The organism is Streptomyces sp. NPDC019396 (assembly GCF_040632375.1).
Classification (GTDB): Bacteria; Actinomycetota; Actinomycetes; order Streptomycetales; family Streptomycetaceae; genus Streptomyces.
The window spans coordinates 40915-63093 of record NZ_JBEYBS010000013.1 but is presented as its reverse complement, the minus strand read 5'-3'; the positions used below and the strand labels follow the sequence as shown (position 1 = coordinate 63093).

The following is a 22179-nucleotide window of genomic DNA, read 5'->3' as shown; positions in this document are numbered from 1 at the left end:
ATGGTCCCCCTGGTGGATTTGATCTTTCCAGCAACGAGACACCCGCGTGCGCCGAAGGGTTGTACGAGGGCGAGAGAGTGTTGTCAGCGCACGACCCTGCCCCGCAGGATCACCCGCTTCGGTCGCCCGAGACCCCCGGATGCCCTCAGCGCCGCCGTGGGATCCTCGTCGTACACGACGAGATCCGCGGGTCCTCCGTCGATCAGGCCGGGCAGCCCCAGCCACTCCCGCGCCGTCCAGGAGGCCGCCCCCAGTGCCGCTTCGGCCGGCATTCCGGCACGCGTCAGCCACTGGGACTCCACGGCCACCGTGCCGCAGGGGAAGCTGTCCGTTCCGGCGAGGACGGTGACGCCCGCCTCGTGGGCCAGCCGGACGTTGCGGAGCATCCCCTGCCAGCCGTCGAGCCAGTGCGAGCGCCTCGCGCCGGGGTCCCGGCTCTGCCAGATCTCGGCACTGCGCGCGAACGCCGAGAGGGTCGGTACGAACGCCGTGCCCCGCCCTGCCATCATGCCCAGGAGTCCAGGATCGAGATGCATCCCGTGTTCGAGGCTGTCGGCACCGGCCAGTACGGCGTTCCGTGAGCCCTCAGCGGTCTGGCAGTGCACCGCGACCCGTCCCCCGACGGCGTGCACGGCGGCCACGGTCGCCCGCATCACTTCCAGCGGTACGGCGGGCTGGTCCCAGCGCCAGTCGCCGATGACCTTGCACCAGCCCGAGGATGCCGTGGCCTCCTCGACAGCCGCCCGCGGTAGTTCGTCCTCGCCGATGTCCCGTCCCGCTCCGGGGAAGAACCGGCCGGGTGCCGCCAGCCACCGGCCCGCCGACCGTACGCGTGGGAGACCGGGGTCCGTGTCGACCCAGCCGGGCATCCGCTCCACGGTCCCCGGCGTGCGCACCGTCAGCACACCCGCATCGCGGTGCGCCGACAGGTGTTGGCGCAGCAGCGCCTCGTCGAACGGGTCGTCAGGATCTTCCGCCCCCGGATGCGTATGGACATCGACCAGGCCGGGCAGGAGCCATCCGCCGTCCACCACCCTTTCCACCTGCTTCGAGGCGGCGCGCGCGGGCGGCACGGTCCTCAGCGTCTCCCCGTCGATCCAGAACGTGCGCTCTTCGCGCTCGGGCAGGACGACACCCCGTATGCCAATGACCATGACTGCGAACGTACCGTCCGGCCCCGTGCCGCGGCCCGGGCTCCCAGGCGATGGAAGGTGCGACACCCGCTGACCGGCATGACCACGGCCGAGTGGTGGGACGTACTGCCTGCGGGCGCCGCGGCCGCTGGTGCCGGCCGGGCCCCGGCCGCCCGGCTCGCGGTCCCGTTCGACTTCGCGAGCCCGGGCGCGCCCGACGTTCCCGGCGACAACGTGGTCCGCCGGCGGCCTCCATGGGCCGTTACAGAACTGTCCCCTTCCGGTGCGCAACTACACTCCACCCCGCATCGTCTACCAGGCGGAACTTGCACCGCGCGCGCATGTATAAGGAGTCGACAGCCGTGGGGGACATACGCAGGCGAGGAATCGTCGCACTCGGGATCACCGCACTCGTGACCCCGCTCGCTCTGGCCATGGGGACCACGACCGCGCAGGCGGCGTCGTGCAGCACACAGGCCGGGCCGTACCAGAAGCAGGTCGAGAAGTTCCTCGGCCGACCGGTGGACGGCAAGCAGTCCTCCGCCGACTGCAAGGCGATCCAGGCCTTCCAGACGAAGCACTCGATCGCCCCGAACGCGGGATACGCCGGGCCCGTCACCTGGGGTGTGATGGATCTGATGAACAAGCAGAAGGCGGTCGGGAAGACCCCGAACAAGTCCGGTGCCTGCCCGACGAACAAGGGCCGGATCGCCTGCGTCAACCTGACTCTCCAGCTGAGCTGGATCCAGGACGGGTCGAAGCTGGTGTACGGGCCCGTCCCGGTGCGTACCGGCCGGGACGGCCATGAGACCCGCACCGGTTCGAAGAAGGTCTACTGGCGCGACATCGACCACGTGTCCAGCCTGTACGACGTGCCCATGCCGTACAGCCAGTTCTTCGACGGCGGCCAGGCCTTCCACTCGGTCGGCATCAGTGTCTGGGCCCCGCCCGGTTCGCACGGGTGCGTGAACATGACCAAGACGGACGCGGCCAAGTACTGGAGCCTGCTGCGCAACGGTGACGACGTCTTCGTGTACGGACGCAAGCCCGGAACCTGAGCACCCCGGTACTGAGCGCCTGAACGTCTGAGTTTGAGCGCCTCTCAGTTTCTGACGAGCCCGGCGGCAGTCATTGCCGCCGGGCTCCGTCACGCCTGGGCGCGTCGGCCGGCACCCGTTTGGCGTGTGGAGCCGGTATGCCGGTGTTCCCTCAATTGGGCCCAGCGCGGCCCGTGGACTGCGTTGATGGTCTGACATGCCGGCAGGTTGGCGGGCGCCACCTCGTGTCATTCCGGTCATTTAGTAATACGAGCTGATTTTCTTGCCTCCTGAGCGTGGCGTCATGCCGGGACAAGGCGTCCTGCCGCGCGCTCGCCGGAGACTGGTGGTCAGTCATGCGCAGTGCACGTGTTCTCGCCGTTGGCGCCCTGGCCGTGATCGCCTGCGGATGGCCGGCCGTCGCGACGGCCGCAGACGAGTCCGCGGGCCGCGAGTCGACGCGCCGCGAGTCGGTGAGCCGCGAGTCCGGGAGCAGCGGGTCCGAGATCGGCGTCAGCCCGGACGTGGCATTCCCGGGCTCCACCATCACGGTCAGCACCACGGCCTGCGGGGACGAGGTCGCGTACGCCAAAGGGCAGGCGGAGTACGCGGGCCAGATCAATCTGACGGAGACGGCCCACAAGGGCGAGCTCGCAGGCGACTTCACCGTCCCCGACGACGTCGAGGACGGCGTCTACGACATCACGGTCAAATGCCCGCCGGGCACCCGCGTCGAGACGAGCTTCGAAGTGGCCCGGCGCCCGAATGGTGCGGTGCACGGGGGTTTCGGGGGCGCGACGGGACTCAACGGGACGGAGGTCGTCATCGGCTCGGCGCTGCTCGCCGGAGCCTCGGCCATCGGCGTGATCGCGATGCGGCGTCGTGCCGACAGCGGTTCCGCCTGAGCGGCGGGCCCGCGCCGTCGAGCGACGTGCGCCCGTGCCCTCGCGCAGGATCATCCTCGTCGTCGTCCCCATCGGTCTCTGGCTGCTGATCCGGGGGCTGATCGGCGAGAGCGCCCCGCAACCACCGAGCGACCAGTCCGCCGGGGGCTCCGGGCCGAACGCCGCCCAACGGGCCTCGATCCACCGCGCGGTGCACGCGCTGCCCCGTTCCGCTCCGGTCAGGCTGCGCATCCCCGCCATCCACGTCGACGCTCCGATGACGAAGCTGGCGCTGGACAAGAAGGGCGCGCTCCAACTGCCGCCGCCCGGCAAGTCCAACCTGGCCGGCTGGTACGCCCGCGGGCCCGCACCGGGGGAGGCCGGGGCATCCATCGTGGCCGGTCATGTGGACACACCCAGCGGGCGGGCCGTCTTCTACTCGCTCGGGGCGCTGCGGAAGAAGAGCACCATCGAGATCACCCGCCAGGACCGGCGCACAGCGGTGTTCTCCATCGACGCCGTCGAGGTGTACGCCAAGCGTTCGTTCCCCAGCAAGAAGGTCTACGGCGGCGGCTCGGCACCCCAGTTGCGGATCGTCACCTGCGGCGGTGGATACCGGAAGGCGACGGGGTATCAGGGAAATCTGGTCGTCTACGCGAGTCTGGTCCGGGTGAAGTAACCGGTGGCCGCCGCCGGCAGCGCTCAGTTGCCCGCGATGGCCCTGACGGCCACCGCGACCGGCACCGACCCGCCGATCAGCTCCAGCGTCAGCCCCGCCGTCGCCGGGGTGTCGACCAGCTCCGCGAGAACCGCGGCCACATCGTCCCGAGGCACGGGCCCGCGCCCGGTTTCGGCTTCCAGTCTGACCAGTCCCGTGCCCGCGTCGTTCGTCAGCATCCCGGGCCGCAGGATCGTCCAGTCCAGGCCGGTCCTCCCGCGTACGTACTCGTCGGCGGCGCCCTTGGCCCGCAGATACGCGTCGAACACCTCGTCGCCCGCGTGACCGGAGTCGGCGCCCATCGAGGAGACGACGAGGAACCGGCGTGCGCCCGCCCGTTCGGCCGCTTCGGCGACGAGCATCGCCGCCCGCCTGTCCACCGTCTCCTTGCGTTCCGTGCCGCTGCCCGGTCCGGCACCGGCGGCGAACACCACCCCGTCGGCGCCCTGCAGCACCGCCGCCACCTGTTCCACCGAGGCCGACTCCAGATCCATCAGGACCGGTTCCGCGCCCGCGATCCGCAGATCATCACCCTGCTCGGGTCTGCGGATGATGCCCGCGACCTCGTGTCCGCGCACCGAGAGCAGGCGCTCCAGGCGCAGCGCGATCTGACCGTGTCCTCCCGCGATGACAATGCGCATGCTCACGACCGTACGCCGGTCGCTGTCCCGATGCGCGCGCCGGGGGCCGGTGGGCACATCGGCTTGGCGAAGTCATCGCGAATGCCGTGGCTGCCGTCACGGCGCGGTCATGTCGAGCGCTGCGGCCCACCGTCACGGCGACGCCGCCGAGGCCGTCACGGCCCGGGACCCGGCCGTCCCTGCCGCGGCAGTTCGAGCGCGACGGCCGCGGCCGAGTCGCAGTACTCCCGCACCGCGCTGGTCCGCGCCACCACTCGCCCCCGGTGCACGACGATCCGGCTGTACGCGAGCGACAGCACGCCCGTCAGGTCCTGTCCGCGCACCGCGAGCAGCTCGGCCGGAAAACCCGCCTCCACGCGCACCTCGGGCAGCCCCATCGCCCGCCGTGCCGCGGTGCTGACGGCTCCGTACGCCTCCGCCGCTCGGAGCCTGCCCTGCGAGGCCAGCAGAAAGGCCGCCTCCAGCGGATCGCCGCGACCCACCGGGTTCGCCGTGTCGCGCATGGCGCCGCTGCCCGCCGCGAGCCGCACCCCCGCGGCGCGGAGCAGCCTGGCGGGGGCGGTGCCGCGCAGCTCGGCGCCGGTACAGCCACCCTGGGGCAGGCAGACCACGGCGACTCCGTTGGCCGCGAGCCGGTCCGCCGTACGGGACGCCACATCGGCGGGCAGCCGTGCGAGCCCCGCACAGGGACCGATCGAGACCTCCTGCCGCAGACCGCCGGCCATGGTCGCGAGGCGGGCAAGACGGGCGGGGTCGTCACCGTCGGTGTGCAGATCCACCGGGCAGCCGTGCTCCGCGGCCATGTCCAGCACCGTCTCCGCGTAGCCGACCGGATCCGGGTCCAGGTCGGGGCAGCCGCCGACCACGGAAGCACCCATCTTCATCGCGTCGCGGAGCATCGCGAGACCGTCGGCCCCGGCCAGGCCGGTCAGCAGCCGCGGTACGGCGACCGCGGTGAGCTCCGCCAGTCCCCGCAGTGAGCGCCGCGCCTGGAGGACGGCTTCCAGCGGTTCCAGGCCCTGGACGTCCCCGATCCGCACATGGGAGCGCAGCGCCGTCGCACCGTGTCCGAGCTGGAGCAGCGCCGCCTCCGTGGCACGCCGCTGGATCTCCTCAAGGGCGCAGGAGACGGGGCCGTCGGGTGACGGCGCGGTGAGCGCGGTGTCGCCGTGGGCATGCGGCTCGGCGGGGGCGGGCAGCAGAAGGAAGCCGCTGAGGTCCACCCGCGCCGCGTGTGCCTTCAAGGGACTCAGCGGACTCGGCGGACTGGATGGACTCGAGGTACCCGAGAGGCCGGAGGAGCCCGGAGGGGGACTGAGACTTCCGGCGGTGCCGACGGCCTCGATCCGGCCACCGCTCAGTCGTACGTCGACGGTGCGGCCGTCGGTGAGGCGGGCACCGCACAGGAGCAGCGCGGTGGAGTCGGCGGTGGCGCCGTCGGGCTGTTCCGCCTGGCTGTCGGGCATGGCGCTCCTGTAGGGGCGGAAGGTCTGAAGGGACCGAAGGGCAGAGCACGTCAGAAGGACCCTAGGGCGGTCCGCACCGTGCTTCGAGGAGGAGCGCAATAGTCGTACCGGTGTGGCCGCGAGTGGCGTACGAGGCGGACGGGATGGCCTTCCGGGCGGCGCCGTCTCGGGCGCCACCGGCGTGCCCGAACGCCTCGGGTAAACGGATTTGGGCGATCGGTCGCCGACCGTGTAATGTCTTCATCGCTCGCCCCAATAGCTCAGTCGGCAGAGCGTCTCCATGGTAAGGAGAAGGTCTACGGTTCGATTCCGTATTGGGGCTCTGATGTTGGAAGATCCTCGCCCTCGGGCGAGGTGAATCCGACATCGAAGCGGTGTAGCTCAGTCGGTAGAGCAAGCGGCTCATAATCGCTGTGTCACCGGTTCAAGTCCGGTCACCGCTACACACAGTAGCCGATTGTGGGGTCGGTCCTCCGATCGGCTACTCTTTTATGCGCCCCCCTTGACCTTGTCATTGTGGGCGCTCGCAATCAGTTCATCCGTCCGTCCAAGGAGCACTCACGTGGCTGCCACCGACGTCCGCCCGAAGATCACGCTGGCCTGCGTGGAGTGCAAGGAGCGGAACTACATCACCAAGAAGAACCGGCGCAACAACCCGGACCGTCTTGAGATGAAGAAGCACTGCCCGCGCTGCAACGCGCACACCGCGCACCGCGAAACGCGCTGAATCAGGCTCGATCACGAGGCCGCCCCCGTCACGGGGGCGGCCTCGTGTCGTTTCAGGCAACCGAGCAACACAGGAGGTAGCGAGCCCATGGCGCTCGACCAGTCCTTCGTCGGGCGGACCTACCCGCCCACCGAGCCGTATGAGGTCGGCCGGGAGAAGATCCGGGAATTCGCGGAGGCGGTGGGGGACCCGAATCCCGCGTACACCGACTCAGACGCGGCCAAGCATCTCGGCCATTCCGATGTGATCGCCCCGCCGACCTTCGTTTTCGCCATCACTTTCAAGGCCGCCGGACAGGTCGTCGAAGACCCCCAACTGGGCCTGGACTACAACCGCGTGGTGCACGGCGACCAGAAGTTCGCCTACACCCGTCCGGTGCGGGCGGGGGACCGGCTCACGGTCACCTCGACCATCGAGGCGATCAAGTCCCTCGCGGGCAACGACATCCTGGACATCCGCGGTGAGGTGCACGACGAGGCGGGCGAGCACGTGGTGACCGCCTGGACGAAGCTGGTGGCGCGCGCCGCCGAGGAAGGCTGACCGAGATGGCGGCGAAGATCGCATACGCGGACGTCGAAGTCGGCACCGAACTGCCGGCGCAGAGCTTCCCGGTGACCCGCGCCACACTGGTGCGGTACGCGGGCGCCTCCGGCGACTTCAACCCGATCCACTGGAACGAGAAGTTCGCCAAGGGGGTCGGGCTGCCGGACGTCATCGCGCACGGCATGTTCACCATGGCCGAAGCGGCGCGCGTGGTCACCGACTGGCTGGGCGACCCGGGAGCGGTCGTCGAGTACGGGGTCCGCTTCACCAGGCCCGTGGTCGTGCCCAACGACGACGAGGGGGCGCTCATCGAGGTCAGCGGCAAGGTCGCGGCGAAGCTCGACGACAACCAGGTGCGGGTGGACCTGACGGCGATGTCGGCCGGACAGAAGGTGCTGGGGATGTCACGGGCGGTCGTGAAGCTGGCCTGACGCGGCTGCGGCGAGGGGTGCGGCGGCGCGGGGAGGTCCGCGCCCCTCGCGTCGCCCGACCGCGACCAAGCGTCCCGCTTGACTAAGTTAGTGATTGAGCACTAACTTTCTCTGCATGGTTCGGATGAGTGCAGAGGAGCGCCGTGAGAGCGTCATCCGCGCGGCGATGACCGAGTTCGCGCACGGCGGCTACACGGGTACGTCCACCGAGGCGATCGCCAAGCGGGTCGGTGTCTCGCAGCCGTATCTGTTCCGGCTCTTCCCGGGCAAGAAAGCCATCTTCCTCGCCGCGGTACAGCGCTGCATGGCGGATATGCGCCGGGTGTTCGACGAGGCGAGCGAAGGTCTCGAGGGTGATGAGGCCGAGCACGCCATGGCCGCGGCGTACACCCGGATCATCGACGAGCACCCCGAGCGCCTGCTGATGCAGATGCAGACCTATGTCGCCGTGGCCGCCGCCGAGGCGGCCGGTGACCACGAGTTCGGCGAGACGGTGCGCGCCGCGTGGGCCGAGCTCTGGGATGCCGCTCATCTCCCGCTCGGTGCGGACACCGAAACGACCACGCAGTTCATGGCGTACGGAATGCTGATCAACACGCTTGTCGCGATGGGGTTCCCGCCGGGCCACCGGGTCTGGGAGGGCTTCTACGCCTCCGCGCGACCGGAGCGGAAAGGCCCGTAGTCAACGGGTCAGGGGGCGCCCCGGGCCATCGGGCGCGGCGCTTCCGCGTCCAAAGAAGTTAGTCATCGATAACTAACCTCCAGGGGGAGGACATTGTGAAGCAGCAGACGACCCGGGGCCGCGGCTCAGCCGTATGGACACTGGTCATCACCAGCGTCGCCGGATTCATGGCGGCCCTCGACAACCTCGTCGTCACCACCGCACTGCCCTCCATCCGGGCCGACCTCGGCGGAGCACTGGCAGACCTCGAGTGGACCGTGAACGCCTACACGCTCACGTTCGCCGTCCTCCTCATGACCGGCGCGGCGCTCGGTGACCGGTACGGCCGTCGCCGGCTGTTCATCGGCGGGCTCGCCCTCTTCACCGCCGCGTCCGCAGCCGCCGCGCTCTCGCCGGGCATCGACGAGCTGATCATCGCCCGGGCGGTACAGGGTGTCGGCGCCGCGGTCATGATGCCCCTCACCCTCACTTTGCTCACCGCGGCCGTGCCCGCAGCGCGCCGAGGCATGGCCCTCGGCATCTTCAGCGCCGTCACCGGCCTGGCGGTCGCGAGTGGCCCCCTCATCGGAGGCAGCCTCACCGAGCACCTGTCCTGGCAGTGGATCTTCTGGCTGAACGTACCCGTCGGGGTGGCCCTGCTGCTTCTCGCACGGCTGCGGCTCTCCGAGTCGACCGCGCCGGGTGCACGGCTCGACCTCACCGGCACCGTGCTCGTCAGCGGCGGACTCTTCGGGATCGTCTACGCCCTGGTCAGCGCACCCTCGCACGGCTGGACCAGTGCACGGGTGCTCACCGGGCTGATCGCGGGCGGAGTGCTGACCGGAGCGTTCGTCCTGCACGGCATCAAGGGGAAGCAGCCCATGCTGCCCATGCGGCTGTTCCGTGACCGCGGGTTCCTCGGCATCAACGTCGCCAGCCTGACGATGTTCCTCGGCATGTTCGGCTCGATCTTCCTGCTCGCCCAGTTCATGCAGTCGATCGCCGGCTACTCACCCACCGAGGCCGGACTCCGGATGCTGCCGTGGACCGGAATGCCGATGATCGTCGCGCCCGTCGCGGGCCTCCTCACCGACCGGATCGGCGGGCGGCCGGTCGTCTTCACCGGACTCGCCCTCCAGGCTGTGGGTCTCGCCTACTTCGCGCTGGTCCTCGAGCCCGATGTCTCGTACGCGTCCCAGCTCCCGGCACTGATCATCAGCGGTATCGGCATGGCGCTGTACTTCGCCCCCGCCGCCAACCTCGTCATGTCGAGCGTCCGCCCCGCCGAGCAGGGCATGGCGTCCGGCGCCAACAACGCACTCCGCGAGGTCGGCGGGGCCCTCGGTGTGGCGATCCTCTCCTCTGTCTTCTCGGCACGGGGCGGCTTCGAGTCCGCCCAGGCGTTCACCGACGGCACGGTCCCGGCACTGTGGATCGGCGCGGGGGCGGTGGCGGTGGGCGCGGCGGCGGCACTCCTCGTCCCGCGCGGCAAGGCGGTGGCGGTCCAGACGGCGACCGTGGACACCGTGCCGGCGCCGCCCCGCCAGGAGCGTGTGCCTGCCTGAACCCCGGCCTGCGGTCCGGGCCGCCCCGGCCCGGACCGTAGGCTTGTGCCCGTGCAGGAACTCCATGACGCCCCGCTCGCCCCGCTGACCACCTTCCGCCTCGGCGGACCGGCCAGCCGCCTCGTCACGGCCACCACCGACGACGAGGTGATCGCCACCGTCCGCGAAGCCGACGCCACCGGCACACCGCTGCTGCTGATCGGCGGCGGGAGCAACCTGCTGATCGGCGACAAGGGCTTCGACGGCACGGCCCTGTGCATCGCCACCACCGGCTTCCACCTCGACGGCACCTCGCTGGAGCTGGCCGCGGGAGAGGTGTGGACCGATGCCGTGGCCCGCACCGTGGAAGCGGGGCTCGCAGGCATCGAGTGCCTCTCCGGGATCCCCGGCTCGGCCGGTGCCACCCCGATCCAGAACGTGGGGGCGTACGGCCAGGAGGTCTCCAGCACCATCACCGAGGTGGTGGTGTACGACCGCCGGGCCGACGAGGTAGTCACCCTTCCGAACGCCGAGTGCGGCTTCTCCTACCGCCACAGCCGTTTCAAGGGCGAACCCAGCCGCTATGTGGTGCTGCGCGTCCGCTTCGAGCTGGAGGACGCGGGCGGGCAGTCCGCGCCGATCAAGTACGCCGAGACGGCCCGTGCCCTCGGCGTCGAGCCCGGCGACCGCGTCCCGGCGGCGACCGCCCGCGAGACGGTCCTCAAGCTGCGCGCCGGCAAGGGCATGGTCCTCGACCCCGAGGACCACGACACCTGGTCGGCGGGCTCCTTCTTCACCAACCCGGTCCTGACCACGCCGGAGTACGAGACCTTCATCGGCCGGGTCCGCGAGCGCCTCGGGGACGATGTGAAGCCGCCCGCCTACCCCGCGGGCGAAGGCCACACCAAGACCTCGGCGGCCTGGCTCATCGACAGGGCGGGCTTCGTGAAGGGGTACGGCACGGGCCCGGCGCGCATCTCGACGAAGCACACCCTCGCGCTCACCAACCGCGGCGGGGCCACCACGGAGGACCTGCTGGCCCTCGCCCGCGAAGTGGTGGCGGGGGTACGGGACGCGTTCGGGGTCACCCTCGTGAACGAGCCGGTGACGGTGGGCGTCGCGATCTGAAGCGCGCGCGGGTTCGCGGTGAGCCGCCCCCGCAGCGGAGCGTCCGCTCTCGTAAGGGGCAAGCCCTGGGGCCCAGGCCGTCCGGGGGTCCCTGACGACGTCAGGGACGACCCAGCCCGCCCGGGTACCGACGGCCGGGCCCCGGGGCGTCAGCCCTTGACCCACTCGTCGATGCCCAAGAGCAGCCGCTCCCGCACATCCTTCGGTGCCGCCGAACCCCGCACCGACTGGCGGGCGAGTTCCGCCAGTTCCTCGTCAGTGAAGCCGTGGTGGCGTCGCGCGATCTCGTACTGAGCCGCGAGGCGGGAGCCGAACAGCAGGGGGTCGTCCGCGCCCAGCGCCATGGGCACGCCCGCGTCCCACAGGGTCCGCAGGGGCACGTCCTCGGGCTTCTCGTACACGCCGAGGGCCACGTTCGATGCCGGGCACACCTCGCAGGTCACCCCGCGTTCGGCCAGTTTGCGCAGCAGGTGGGGGCTCTCCGCTGCCCGCACGCCGTGGCCGATGCGGGAGGCGTGCAGGTCGTCCAGGCAGTCGCGCACGGACGAGGGGCCGGTCAGCTCGCCGCCGTGCGGGGCGGCCAGCAGTCCGCCCTCGCGGGCGATGGTGAAGGCGCGGTCGAAGTCACGGGCCATGCCCCGGCGCTCGTCGTTGGACAGCCCGAAGCCCACCACGCCCCGGCCGGCGTACCGCACCGCGAGCCGGGCCAGGGTGCGGGCGTCCAGGGGGTGCTTCATCCGGTTCGCTGCGACCAGCACCCGCATACCGAGGCCGGTCTCGCGTGACGCCCTCCCGACCGCGTCCAGGATGATCTCCAGCGCCGGGATCAGCCCGCCCAGCATGGGCGCGTACGACGTCGGGTCCACCTGGATCTCCAGCCAGCCGGAGCCGTCCTTGACGTCCTCCTCCGCCGCCTCACGCACCAGCCGCTGGATGTCCTCCGGCTCACGCAGACAGGACCGCGCGATGTCGTACAGCCGCTGGAAGCGGAACCAGCCGCGCTCGTCCGTCGCACGGAGCTTCGGCGGTTCGCCGCTGGTCAGGGCTTCCGGGAGGTGCACCCCGTACTTGTCGGCGAGTTCGAGAAGGGTGGTGGGCCGCATCGAGCCGGTGAAGTGCAGATGCAGATGGGCCTTGGGAAGAAGACTGAGGTCTCGGACGCGCTCCATTGCAGGATCCTGCCGCACACCCGGACCGTCAGGCACCCCCTTTCCCTGATCGGGTTCTTGCCCGAACGCAGAAACGGGTCCCCGGCCGAAGCCGGGGACCCGTCCCTCATCCGTGTGCAAGCGGAACCTCAGTCCCGTGCCTCCGCGAGCAGCTTCTGCATCCGCGAGACGCCCTCCACCAGGTCCTCGTCGCCGAGCGCGTAGGACAGCCGCAGATAACCCGGGGTGCCGAACGCCTCGCCGGGCACGACCGCCACCTCGGCCTCCTCCAGGATCAGCGCCGCGAGCTCCACGGAGGTCGTCGGGCGCTTGCCGCGGATCTCCTTGCCCAGCAGGCCCTTCACCGAGGGGTACGCGTAGAAGGCGCCCTCGGGCTCGGGGCAGAGCACGCCGTCGATCTCGTTGAGCATCCGCACGATGGTCTGGCGGCGGCGGTCGAAGGCCTCACGCATCGTGGCGACAGCGTCCAGATCGCCGGACACCGCGGCGAGCGCGGCGACCTGCGCCACGTTGGAGACGTTGGACGTGGCGTGCGACTGGAGGTTGGTCGCGGCCTTGACCACGTCCTTGGGGCCGATGATCCAGCCCACCCGCCAGCCGGTCATGGCATAGGTCTTCGCCACACCGTTGACCACGATGCACTTGTCGCGCAGTTCGGGCACCAGCGCGGGGACCGAGGTGAACTTCGCGTCGCCGTAGACCAGGTGCTCGTAGATCTCGTCCGTCAGCACCCACAGGCCGTGCTCCAGTGCCCAGCGGGCGATGGCCTCGGTGTCCGCCTCGCTGTAGACCGCGCCCGTCGGGTTGGACGGCGAGACGAAGAGGACGACCTTGGTCCGCTCGGTACGGGCGGCCTCGAGCTGCTCCACGGACACCCGGTAGCCGGTTGTCTCGTCGGCCACGACCTCCACCGGGACACCGCCGGCGAGCCGGATCGACTCGGGGTAGGTGGTCCAGTACGGCGCCGGGACGATGACCTCGTCACCCGGGTCGAGGATCGCCGCGAAGGCTTCGTAGATCGCCTGCTTGCCGCCGTTGGTCACCAGCACCTGGGCGGGGTCGACCTCGTACCCGGAGTCACGCAGGGTCTTCTCGGCGATGGCCTTCTTGAGCTCGGGCAGGCCGCCGGCCGGTGTGTAGCGGTGGTACTTGGGGTTCTTGCAGGCCTCGATGGCGGCTTCGACGATGTAGTCGGGCGTCGGGAAGTCGGGCTCGCCCGCGCCGAAGCCGATCACCGGCCGGCCTGCGGCCTTGAGGGCCTTGGCCTTGGCGTCGACTGCGAGGGTCGCGGACTCGGAGATCGCGCCGATACGGGCGGAGACCCGGCGCTCGGTGGGAGGGGTTGAAGCGCTCATGGCCCCATGGTCCCAGACCCTGTGTGACCGGGGCACAAGGGTTTCACGGAGCGGACCGGAATCGGCCGGGACCGATCGCATCGGAACCGGACCGGCACCGGAACCGGCCCGCTCGCGGTCATCCCTGGAAAGTACCGGCGGAACGCAGACGGACGCAGACGGACGCAGACGGAACGCCGACGGAACACGGACAGAGACCACCGTGGAGCTATCTGTTCGACGCACAGCCTCTGACCACGTACACTCTTGGCTCGTTGGCCCTCACCAACCACCTCATCCGATGCGGTAGGTTTGTGGGGAACCACAAAGGGTCGTAGCTCAATTGGTAGAGCACTGGTCTCCAAAACCAGCGGTTGGGGGTTCGAGTCCCTCCGGCCCTGCTACACACACCTTCGCCAGGATGTGTGCGCATGTACGTACGTGAATGCACCGCCGTGCGGCTCAACCGGGCGCGGCACGGCCATGACCCGGAATCAGGTGAGAGACGTGACGGACGCCGTGGGGTCCATCGACATGCCTGACGCCGAGGATGAGGCGCCCGAGGCTCGGAAGAAGACCCGGAAGGGCGGCAAGCGCGGGAAGAAGGGCCCTCTGGGGCGCCTTGCGCTGTTCTACCGCCAGATCGTCGCGGAGCTGCGTAAGGTCGTCTGGCCTACCCGCAGTCAGCTGACGACTTACACCACTGTGGTGATCGTCTTCGTCGTTGTCATGATCGGCCTTGTTACTGTGATCGACTTCGGTCTCCAGGAAGCCGTCAAGTACGTCTTCGGCTGATCCCGCGGGAGGGCGCCTCACCTGGCGCCTTTTCGCATGTTCCACCCAATCTGTATCCAGGAAGAAGCAGCCACCGTGTCTGACCCGAACCTGAACGACGCCGTTGAGCCGCGCGTAGACGAGTCCGCTGAGGACGAGCTCGACATCGTCGAGGCGGCGGACGCTGTGGACCCGGACCAGGCTGAGGCTGCGGACGCCGCTGCGGGTGAGCCTGCCGAGCAGGCCGCGGTCCACGTCGAGGACGAGGCCGTCGCCGAGGTGGACGAGGACGAGGCCGTCGGCGAGCCTGCCGAGCAGGCCGCGGTCCACGTCGAGGACGAGGCCGTCGCCGAGGTGGACGAGGACGCCGAGGCCGTCGAGGCCGAGGCCGAGCCGGAGGCTCCCGCCGACCCGGTCGCCGCGCTCCGCGACGAACTGCGTGGTCTGCCCGGTGAGTGGTACGTGATCCACACCTACGCGGGCTACGAGAAGCGCGTGAAGGCCAACCTGGAGCAGCGCGCCGTATCGCTGAACGTCGAGGAGTTCATCTACCAGGCCGAGGTGCCCGAGGAAGAGATCGTCCAGATCAAGAACGGCGAGCGCAAGAACGTCCGGCAGAACAAGCTGCCTGGCTATGTGCTGGTCCGCATGGATCTGACGAACGAGTCCTGGGGCGTCGTCCGCAACACCCCGGGCGTCACCGGCTTCGTGGGCAACGCCTACGACCCGTACCCGCTGACCCTTGACGAGATCGTCAAGATGCTCGCCCCGGAGGCCGAGGAGAAGGCCGCCCGCGAGGCCGCGGAGGCCGAGGGCCGGCCGGCTCCGGCCCGCAAGGTCGAGGTGCAGGTGCTGGACTTCGAGGTCGGCGACTCCGTCACCGTCACCGATGGTCCGTTCGCCACCCTCCAGGCCACGATCAACGAGATCAACGCCGACTCGAAGAAGGTCAAGGGCCTGGTCGAGATCTTCGGTCGCGAGACCCCGGTCGAGCTGAGCTTCGACCAGATCCAGAAGAACTGACCGAGCCCCGGCTCACAAGCTTCCAGGTTTCCGCCCAGGTCAGAACGGCTCGCAGCCGTTCTGACCTGGGCGGTTTTTGGCCGCGCAGCCATACCAGCTATCGTTGTGCGGTATGCCTCCATCCGGATGAGTCGGGTGGAAGCAATGCAGTTTCAGCAAACTCTCAACTGGACCCGGAGAGAGCAATGCCTCCCAAGAAGAAGAAGGTCACGGGGCTTATCAAGCTCCAGATCCAGGCCGGCGCGGCCAACCCGGCTCCGCCGGTCGGCCCCGCGCTGGGTCAGCACGGCGTCAACATCATGGAGTTCTGCAAGGCCTACAACGCCGCGACCGAGTCGCAGCGTGGCATGGTCGTGCCGGTGGAGATCACGGTCTACGAGGACCGTTCCTTCACCTTCGTCACCAAGACTCCGCCGGCCGCCAAGCTGATCCTCAAGGCCGCGGGTGTGGACAAGGGCTCCGGCGAGCCGCACAAGACCAAGGTCGCCAAGCTGACGCGCGACCAGGTCCGTGACATCGCCACCACCAAGATGCCCGACCTGAACGCCAACGACCTGGACGCCGCGGAGAAGATCATCGCCGGCACCGCCCGTTCCATGGGCATCACGGTCGAGGGCTGACAGTCCCCCGTAAGACCTCAGTGGCAGGGCCAGGCGCTGGCCCGGACCACGAACTCCACGCCTGAGACATCACAGGAGAAGAAGTGAAGCGCAGCAAGGCTCTCCGCAACGCGGACGCCCAGATCGACCGGGAGCGCAACTACGCCCCGCTCGAAGCCGTCCGTCTTGCGAAGGACACCGCCTCCACCAAGTTCGACGGCACCGTCGAGGTCGCCTTCCGCCTGGGCGTTGACCCGCGCAAGGCCGACCAGATGGTCCGTGGCACCGTGAACCTTCCGCACGGCACCGGTAAGACCGCCCGGGTCCTGGTCTTCGCGACCGGTGACCGTGCTGCGGCCGCGGAAGCCGCGGGCGCCGACATCGTCGGCTCCGACGAACTGATCGACGAGGTTGCGAAGGGCCGTCTGGACTTCGACGCCGTCGTCGCCACCCCGGACCTCATGGGCAAGGTCGGCCGCCTCGGCCGCGTGCTCGGTCCCCGTGGTCTGATGCCGAACCCGAAGACCGGCACCGTGACCATGGACGTCGCCAAGGCTGTCACCGACATCAAGGGCGGCAAGATCGAGTTCCGCGTCGACAAGCACTCGAACCTGCACTTCATCATCGGCAAGGTCTCCTTCGACGAGACCAAGCTGGTGGAGAACTACGCCGCGGCGCTGGAGGAGATCCTCCGTCTGAAGCCGTCCGCCGCGAAGGGCCGCTACATCAAGAAGGCGACCCTGACCACCACCATGGGCCCCGGCATCCCGCTGGACTCCAACCGCACCCGGAACCTCCTCGTCGAGGAGGACCCGGCCGCGGTCTGAGCCTGACCGGCTCCCGGCTGTGAACCGGCCCCGCGCCTCTCTCCGAGGCGCGGGGCCGGTTTCTTGCGTCGCGGGTCCTGTCAGGTCCTGCGCGCACGCGAGAAGGCCGCCGACGGCGTCGGGGCGGCCCCACCAGGAGGGTCCGCGCCGCTCTCCTGCCGGGGCGCCGTGCCTCGCTCCGTCACGCGCGGGTCTTTCGGGAGAACGTCGCCCGTTGTCGATTTGCCTGTCGTCGACCCGTTCCCGTACTCTTCCCGAGAAGCCAAAGACCGCTGGTCGTTGCTGTGCCCCTCACAGGGTGCGGCGGCCGAAGGATCCGCTAGCTGCGGACGACCCGCGCAGGTGACTGTGGAAGAGCTCCTGGTAGGCATGCGGAGACGCATGAGTACCGGTCGAGTCACGCCCCGTGCCTGCGCCGGGGCGTTTCGTTTTGTTCAGTCTCCTTCCTTCGCCGAAGCGGTCCTCATCACCCGGAAGGAGGCCGACGCTCTATGGCAAGGCCCGACAAGGCTGCCGCGGTAGCCGAGCTCGCGGACCAGTTCCGTAGCTCGAACGCTGCCGTGCTGACCGAGTACCGGGGTCTCACCGTGGCTCAGCTCAAGACGCTGCGCCGTTCACTCGGTGAGAACGCCCAGTACGCCGTGGTGAAGAACACGCTGACCAAGATTGCGGCCAACGAGGCCGGGATCACCGCGCTCGACGACCAGTTCACTGGTCCGACGGCGGTCGCCTTCATCACCGGAGACCCGGTGGAGTCGGCGAAGGGTCTTCGTGACTTCGCCAAGGACAACCCGAACCTCATCATCAAGGGCGGTGTCCTTGATGGCAAGGCGCTGTCCGCCGATGAGATCAAGAAGCTCGCGGACCTCGAGTCCCGCGAGGTTCTGCTCGCCAAGCTGGCGGGCGCCTTCAAGGGCAAGCAGACGCAGACTGCCCAGCTCTTCCAGGCGCTCCCGTCGAAGCTCGTCCGCACCGTGGACGCTCTTCGCGCCAAGCAGGCCGAGCAGGGCGGTGCCGAGTAACTCGGCTCGCGCATTGATCCGCGCCGCCTAGCGCGCGGGTCGCAGCGGGCCCAACGTACGCCCGCCGACATGTACACCCGGCACCAGCCGAATTAGTGGAAGGATCGCCCATCATGGCGAAGCTGTCTCAGGAAGACCTGCTCGCGCAGTTCGAGGAGATGACCCTCATCGAGCTCTCCGAGTTCGTGAAGGCGTTCGAGGACAAGTTCGACGTCACCGCCGCCGCCGCGGTCGCCGTTGCCGGTCCGGTCGGTCCGGCCGCCGCCGCCGAGACCGCCGAGGAGCAGGACGAGTTCGACGTCATCCTCACCGGCGCCGGCGAGAAGAAGATCCAGGTCATCAAGGTCGTGCGTGAGCTGACCTCCCTGGGCCTGAAGGAGGCCAAGGACCTCGTCGACGGCACCCCGAAGCCGGTCCTCGAGAAGGTCGCGAAGGAGGCCGCCGAGAAGGCTGCCGAGTCCCTCAAGGCCGCTGGCGCCTCGGTCGAGGTCAAGTGACCCCGAGTCTCCGGACTCCCGCGCTGTAACGCGCACACACTGAAGGGCGATCACCCAAGCGGGTGGTCGCCCTTCGGCGTTCCTGACACCTGCGGGTGGTCGTCTTGCACCGTCGGCAGCGGAGAGTAAGGTGATCTTCGCCGTGCGCCAGGTGACGATCTCCACCAGGTGGAGGGCCTTGACGAACCGCACGCAGCGCGCAATTCTCAGGACGCGTCGTCACAACGGTCCAAGTTCGAGGCATGGATCGACGACCGAACGGGCAGTATCGGTGTGCGCCTTCCGGCGCACGGCATACCGGCGGAGTTGAGAACAACGAGGGTCGCGGAATACCCGCCCTGGACATCAGTGGGCCAAGTGGCTACACTGACCCTTTGCGCTGCCTGTTAGCTGCCTCCTGCCCGTCACCAGGGGCATGCCCTCGCAAGAGCACTGTTGGCCGAATACCCTTTGACCTGGGATTTCTAGCCCTGTGCCCGGCTTGGGACCGGTACGCGCGTAGTGAGTCCGAGCCCTCGGAAGGACCCCCTCTTGGCCGCCTCGCGCAACGCCTCGACCGCGAATACGAACAACGGCGCAAGCACCGCCCCGCTGCGCATCTCTTTTGCAAAGATCAAGGAGCCTCTCGAGGTTCCGAACCTTCTCGCGTTGCAGACCGAGAGCTTTGACTGGCTGCTCGGCAACGCCGCCTGGAAGGCTCGGGTCGAGGCGGCTCTGGAGTCCGGACAGGACGTTCCCACCAAGTCCGGTCTGGAGGAGATCTTCGAGGAGATCTCGCCGATCGAGGACTTCTCCGGGTCGATGTCGCTGACCTTCCGCGACCACCGCTTCGAGCCCCCGAAGAACTCGATCGACGAGTGCAAGGAGCGCGACTTCACGTTCGGCGCGCCGCTCTTCGTCACGGCCGAGTTCACCAACAACGAGACCGGCGAGATCAAGTCTCAGACGGTCTTCATGGGCGACTTCCCGCTCATGACCAACAAGGGCACCTTCGTCATCAACGGCACCGAGCGTGTCGTGGTGTCGCAGCTGGTCCGCTCGCCGGGTGTCTACTTCGACTCCTCCATCGACAAGACGTCCGACAAGGACATCTTCTCCGCCAAGATCATCCCGTCCCGGGGTGCCTGGCTGGAGATGGAGATCGACAAGCGCGACATGGTCGGTGTCCGCATCGACCGCAAGCGCAAGCAGTCCGTCACCGTCCTGCTGAAGGCGCTCGGCTGGACCACCGAGCAGATCCTTGAGGAGTTCGGCGAGTACGAGTCGATGCGCGCCACCCTGGAGAAGGACCACACCCAGGGCCAGGACGACGCGCTGCTCGACATCTACCGCAAGCTGCGCCCGGGCGAGCCCCCGACCCGTGAGGCCGCGCAGACGCTTCTGGAGAACCTCTACTTCAACCCGAAGCGCTACGACCTCGCCAAGGTCGGTCGCTACAAGGTCAACAAGAAGCTCGGCGCCGACGAGCCGCTGGACGCCGGCGTGCTCACCACCGACGACGTCATCGCGACCATCAAGTACCTGGTCAAGCTGCACGCCGGTGAGACCGAGACGGCCGGCGAGAACGGCACGCAGATCGTCGTCGAGACCGACGACATCGACCACTTCGGCAACCGCCGCCTGCGCAACGTCGGCGAGCTCATCCAGAACCAGGTCCGTACGGGTCTCGCCCGTATGGAGCGTGTCGTGCGCGAGCGCATGACCACCCAGGACGTCGAGGCGATCACGCCGCAGACCCTGATCAACATCCGGCCGGTCGTCGCCTCCATCAAGGAGTTCTTCGGCACCAGCCAGCTGTCCCAGTTCATGGACCAGAACAACCCGCTGTCGGGCCTGACCCACAAGCGCCGTCTGTCGGCGCTGGGCCCCGGCGGTCTGTCCCGTGAGCGGGCGGGCTTCGAGGTCCGAGACGTGCACCCGTCCCACTACGGACGCATGTGCCCGATCGAGACCCCCGAAGGCCCGAACATCGGTCTGATCGGTTCGCTCGCCTCGTACGGCCGCGTCAACGCGTTCGGCTTCGTGGAGACCCCGTACCGCAAGGTCGCCGACGGCCAGGTCACCGACGAGGTCGACTACCTGACCGCCGACGAGGAGGACCGCTTCGTCATCGCGCAGGCCAACGCCGCGCTGGGCGAGGACATGCGCTTCGCCGAGGCCCGTGTGCTGGTCCGCCGCCGTGGCGGCGAGGTCGACTACGTGCCGCCGGCCGAGGTCGACTACATGGACGTCTCGCCGCGCCAGATGGTGTCGGTCGCGACCGCCATGATCCCCTTCCTCGAGCACGACGACGCCAACCGTGCCCTGATGGGCGCGAACATGATGCGCCAGGCCGTTCCGCTCATCAAGGCGGAGGCGCCGCTCGTCGGCACCGGCATGGAGTACCGCTGCGCCACCGACGCCGGTGACGTGGTGAAGGCCGAGAAGGACGGTGTGATCCAGGAGCTCTCCGCGGACTACATCACCGTCGCCAACGACGACGGCACGTACATCACGTACCGCCTGGCCAAGTTCGCCCGCTCCAACCAGGGCACCTCGGTCAACCAGAAGGTCGTCGTCGCCGAGGGCGACCGTGTCGTCGAGGGCCAGGTCCTGGCCGACGGCCCGGCCACCGAGAACGGCGAGATGGCGCTCGGCAAGAACCTGCTCGTCGCGTTCATGCCGTGGGAGGGTCACAACTACGAGGACGCGATCATCCTGTCGCAGCGCCTCGTCCAGGACGACGTCCTCTCCTCGATCCACATCGAGGAGCACGAGGTCGACGCCCGTGACACCAAGCTCGGCCCCGAGGAGATCACCCGGGACATCCCGAACGTCTCCGAGGAGGTCCTCGCCGACCTCGACGAGCGCGGCATCATCCGTATCGGTGCCGAGGTCGTCGCCGGCGACATCCTCGTCGGCAAGGTCACGCCCAAGGGTGAGACCGAGCTGACCCCGGAGGAGCGTCTGCTCCGTGCGATCTTCGGTGAGAAGGCCCGTGAGGTCCGTGACACCTCGCTGAAGGTGCCGCACGGTGAGACCGGCAAGATCATCGGCGTGCGCGTCTTCGACCGCGAGGAGGGCGACGAGCTTCCCCCCGGTGTGAACCAGCTGGTGCGCGTGTACGTGGCGCAGAAGCGCAAGATCACCGACGGTGACAAGCTCGCCGGCCGTCACGGCAACAAGGGCGTCATCTCCAAGATCCTCCCGATCGAGGACATGCCGTTCCTGGAGGACGGCACCCCGGTCGACATCATCCTCAACCCGCTCGGTGTCCCGTCCCGAATGAACCCGGGACAGGTCCTGGAGATCCACCTGGGCTGGCTCGCCAGCCGGGGCTGGGACGTCTCCGGCCTCGCGGACGAGTGGGCCGAGCGTCTCCAGGCCATCGGTGCCGACCAGGTCGCCCCGGGCACCAACGTCGCGACCCCGGTCTTCGACGGTGCCCGTGAGGACGAGCTGGCCGGTCTGCTCCAGCACACCATCCCGAACCGGGACGGTGACCGCATGGTGCTCCCGACCGGTAAGGCCCGTCTGTTCGACGGCCGCTCCGGTGAGCCGTTCCCGGACCCGATCTCGGTCGGGTACATGTACATCCTCAAGCTGCACCACCTGGTCGACGACAAGCTGCACGCCCGCTCGACCGGTCCCTACTCGATGATCACCCAGCAGCCGCTGGGTGGTAAGGCTCAGTTCGGTGGCCAGCGCTTCGGTGAGATGGAGGTGTGGGCGCTGGAGGCTTATGGCGCCGCATACGCCCTCCAGGAGCTGCTGACCATCAAGTCCGACGACGTCACCGGCCGCGTGAAGGTCTACGAGGCCATCGTCAAGGGCGAGAACATCCCCGAGCCCGGCATCCCCGAGTCCTTCAAGGTGCTCATCAAGGAGATGCAGTCCCTGTGCCTCAATGTGGAGGTGCTGTCCTCGGACGGCATGTCCATCGAGATGCGCGACACCGACGAGGACGTCTTCCGCGCTGCGGAGGAGCTCGGCATCGACCTGTCGCGGCGCGAGCCGAGCAGCGTCGAAGAGGTCTGACGGG

Annotated in this window: 21 protein-coding genes and 3 tRNA genes; 19 read left to right on the top strand and 5 right to left on the bottom strand. The window is 68.9% G+C overall.

All coding sequences use genetic code 11. From position 1 onward, the window contains the following. Positions 1-83: 83 nt before the first annotated feature. Positions 84-1154 (bottom strand): amidohydrolase family protein, encoded by a 1071-nt coding sequence (locus ABZ532_RS17080; protein WP_361283410.1) that lies wholly within the window; start codon positions 1152-1154, stop codon positions 84-86. A gap of 341 nt (positions 1155-1495) precedes the next feature. On the opposite strand from ABZ532_RS17080, the gene ABZ532_RS17075 reads away from it, so the two are divergent. From ABZ532_RS17075 to ABZ532_RS17065, 3 genes are all read left to right on the top strand, one after another. After that, positions 1496-2191: a L,D-transpeptidase gene (locus ABZ532_RS17075; protein ID WP_361283408.1), complete on the top strand. Its 696-nt coding sequence runs from the start codon at positions 1496-1498 to the stop codon at positions 2189-2191. A 335-nt stretch (positions 2192-2526) separates the two neighbouring features. Further along, positions 2527-3075, top strand: coding sequence for a hypothetical protein (locus tag ABZ532_RS17070; RefSeq protein WP_361283406.1), 549 nt, complete (start codon positions 2527-2529; stop codon positions 3073-3075). Beyond that, positions 3053-3733: a class F sortase gene (locus ABZ532_RS17065; RefSeq protein ID WP_361283404.1), complete on the top strand. Its 681-nt coding sequence runs from the start codon at positions 3053-3055 to the stop codon at positions 3731-3733. Before ABZ532_RS17070 ends, ABZ532_RS17065 begins: the two co-directional genes overlap by 23 nt. Before the next feature lie 23 nt (positions 3734-3756). Here the strand turns inward: ABZ532_RS17065 and ABZ532_RS17060 are convergent, their stop codons facing one another. Beyond that, positions 3757-4413, bottom strand: a complete 657-nt coding sequence (locus ABZ532_RS17060; protein ID WP_361283402.1) for an SDR family oxidoreductase — start codon at positions 4411-4413, stop codon at positions 3757-3759. Between the two features lie 155 nt (positions 4414-4568). Beyond that, positions 4569-5879, bottom strand: a complete 1311-nt coding sequence (locus ABZ532_RS17055) for an amidohydrolase family protein (protein WP_361283400.1) — start codon at positions 5877-5879, stop codon at positions 4569-4571. A 249-nt stretch (positions 5880-6128) separates the two neighbouring features. On the opposite strand from ABZ532_RS17055, the gene ABZ532_RS17050 reads away from it, so the two are divergent. The 8 genes from ABZ532_RS17050 to ABZ532_RS17015 all read left to right on the top strand — a co-directional run bounded on the left by ABZ532_RS17050 (position 6129) and on the right by ABZ532_RS17015 (position 10913). Further along, a tRNA-Thr gene (locus ABZ532_RS17050) sits at positions 6129-6201 on the top strand. A 48-nt stretch (positions 6202-6249) separates the two neighbouring features. Further along, a tRNA-Met gene (locus tag ABZ532_RS17045) sits at positions 6250-6322 on the top strand. A gap of 119 nt (positions 6323-6441) precedes the next feature. Next, positions 6442-6606 (top strand): 50S ribosomal protein L33, encoded by a 165-nt coding sequence (gene rpmG, locus ABZ532_RS17040; protein ID WP_003948671.1) that lies wholly within the window; start codon positions 6442-6444, stop codon positions 6604-6606. Between the two features lie 87 nt (positions 6607-6693). Beyond that, on the top strand, positions 6694-7146 hold the full coding sequence (locus ABZ532_RS17035; protein WP_361283398.1) for a MaoC family dehydratase N-terminal domain-containing protein: 453 nt from the start codon (positions 6694-6696) through the stop codon (positions 7144-7146). Positions 7147-7151: 5 nt separating this feature from the next. Next, positions 7152-7580: a MaoC family dehydratase gene (locus ABZ532_RS17030; protein ID WP_361283396.1), complete on the top strand. Its 429-nt coding sequence runs from the start codon at positions 7152-7154 to the stop codon at positions 7578-7580. 115 nt (positions 7581-7695) lie between these two features. Next, positions 7696-8262, top strand: coding sequence for a TetR/AcrR family transcriptional regulator (locus tag ABZ532_RS17025; RefSeq protein WP_361283394.1), 567 nt, complete (start codon positions 7696-7698; stop codon positions 8260-8262). A 95-nt stretch (positions 8263-8357) separates the two neighbouring features. Then, a complete protein-coding gene (locus ABZ532_RS17020; RefSeq protein WP_361283392.1) occupies positions 8358-9806 on the top strand; it encodes a DHA2 family efflux MFS transporter permease subunit in 1449 nt (482 codons plus the stop codon). A 51-nt stretch (positions 9807-9857) separates the two neighbouring features. Beyond that, positions 9858-10913: a UDP-N-acetylmuramate dehydrogenase gene (locus ABZ532_RS17015; protein ID WP_361283390.1), complete on the top strand. Its 1056-nt coding sequence runs from the start codon at positions 9858-9860 to the stop codon at positions 10911-10913. A 149-nt stretch (positions 10914-11062) separates the two neighbouring features. On the opposite strand, the gene ABZ532_RS17010 is transcribed toward ABZ532_RS17015, so the two are convergent. Together ABZ532_RS17010 and ABZ532_RS17005 are read right to left on the bottom strand one after the other, a co-directional pair. Then, positions 11063-12082: an adenosine deaminase gene (locus tag ABZ532_RS17010; protein ID WP_361283388.1), complete on the bottom strand. Its 1020-nt coding sequence runs from the start codon at positions 12080-12082 to the stop codon at positions 11063-11065. A gap of 128 nt (positions 12083-12210) precedes the next feature. Continuing rightward, complete coding sequence (locus ABZ532_RS17005) at positions 12211-13437, bottom strand: pyridoxal phosphate-dependent aminotransferase (RefSeq protein WP_361283386.1); 1227 nt, start codon at positions 13435-13437, stop codon at positions 12211-12213. A 307-nt stretch (positions 13438-13744) separates the two neighbouring features. Between ABZ532_RS17005 and ABZ532_RS17000 the strand changes: the two genes are divergently transcribed. From ABZ532_RS17000 to rpoB, 8 genes are all read left to right on the top strand, one after another. After that, positions 13745-13817: transfer RNA gene (locus tag ABZ532_RS17000), tRNA-Trp, on the top strand. Positions 13818-13923: 106 nt separating this feature from the next. Continuing rightward, on the top strand, positions 13924-14211 hold the full coding sequence (gene secE / locus ABZ532_RS16995; protein ID WP_361283385.1) for a preprotein translocase subunit SecE: 288 nt from the start codon (positions 13924-13926) through the stop codon (positions 14209-14211). 75 nt (positions 14212-14286) lie between these two features. Then, positions 14287-15213 carry a transcription termination/antitermination protein NusG gene (gene nusG, locus ABZ532_RS16990; RefSeq protein ID WP_361283384.1) on the top strand — a complete coding sequence of 309 codons (927 nt, stop codon included), beginning with the start codon at positions 14287-14289 and terminating at the stop codon, positions 15211-15213. A gap of 185 nt (positions 15214-15398) precedes the next feature. Next, positions 15399-15833, top strand: coding sequence for a 50S ribosomal protein L11 (rplK, locus tag ABZ532_RS16985; RefSeq protein WP_003956479.1), 435 nt, complete (start codon positions 15399-15401; stop codon positions 15831-15833). Between the two features lie 83 nt (positions 15834-15916). Further along, entirely contained in the window at positions 15917-16639 is a 723-nt protein-coding gene (rplA, locus tag ABZ532_RS16980) for a 50S ribosomal protein L1 (protein ID WP_361283383.1), read from the top strand. Between the two features lie 491 nt (positions 16640-17130). Beyond that, positions 17131-17661 carry a 50S ribosomal protein L10 gene (gene rplJ, locus ABZ532_RS16975; RefSeq protein WP_361283382.1) on the top strand — a complete coding sequence of 177 codons (531 nt, stop codon included), beginning with the start codon at positions 17131-17133 and terminating at the stop codon, positions 17659-17661. Between the two features lie 113 nt (positions 17662-17774). Beyond that, on the top strand, positions 17775-18158 hold the full coding sequence (gene rplL / locus ABZ532_RS16970; RefSeq protein WP_361283380.1) for a 50S ribosomal protein L7/L12: 384 nt from the start codon (positions 17775-17777) through the stop codon (positions 18156-18158). A 531-nt stretch (positions 18159-18689) separates the two neighbouring features. Then, positions 18690-22175 carry a DNA-directed RNA polymerase subunit beta gene (gene rpoB, locus ABZ532_RS16965; protein ID WP_361283378.1) on the top strand — a complete coding sequence of 1162 codons (3486 nt, stop codon included), beginning with the start codon at positions 18690-18692 and terminating at the stop codon, positions 22173-22175. The last annotated feature ends 4 nt before the right edge of the window (positions 22176-22179 follow it).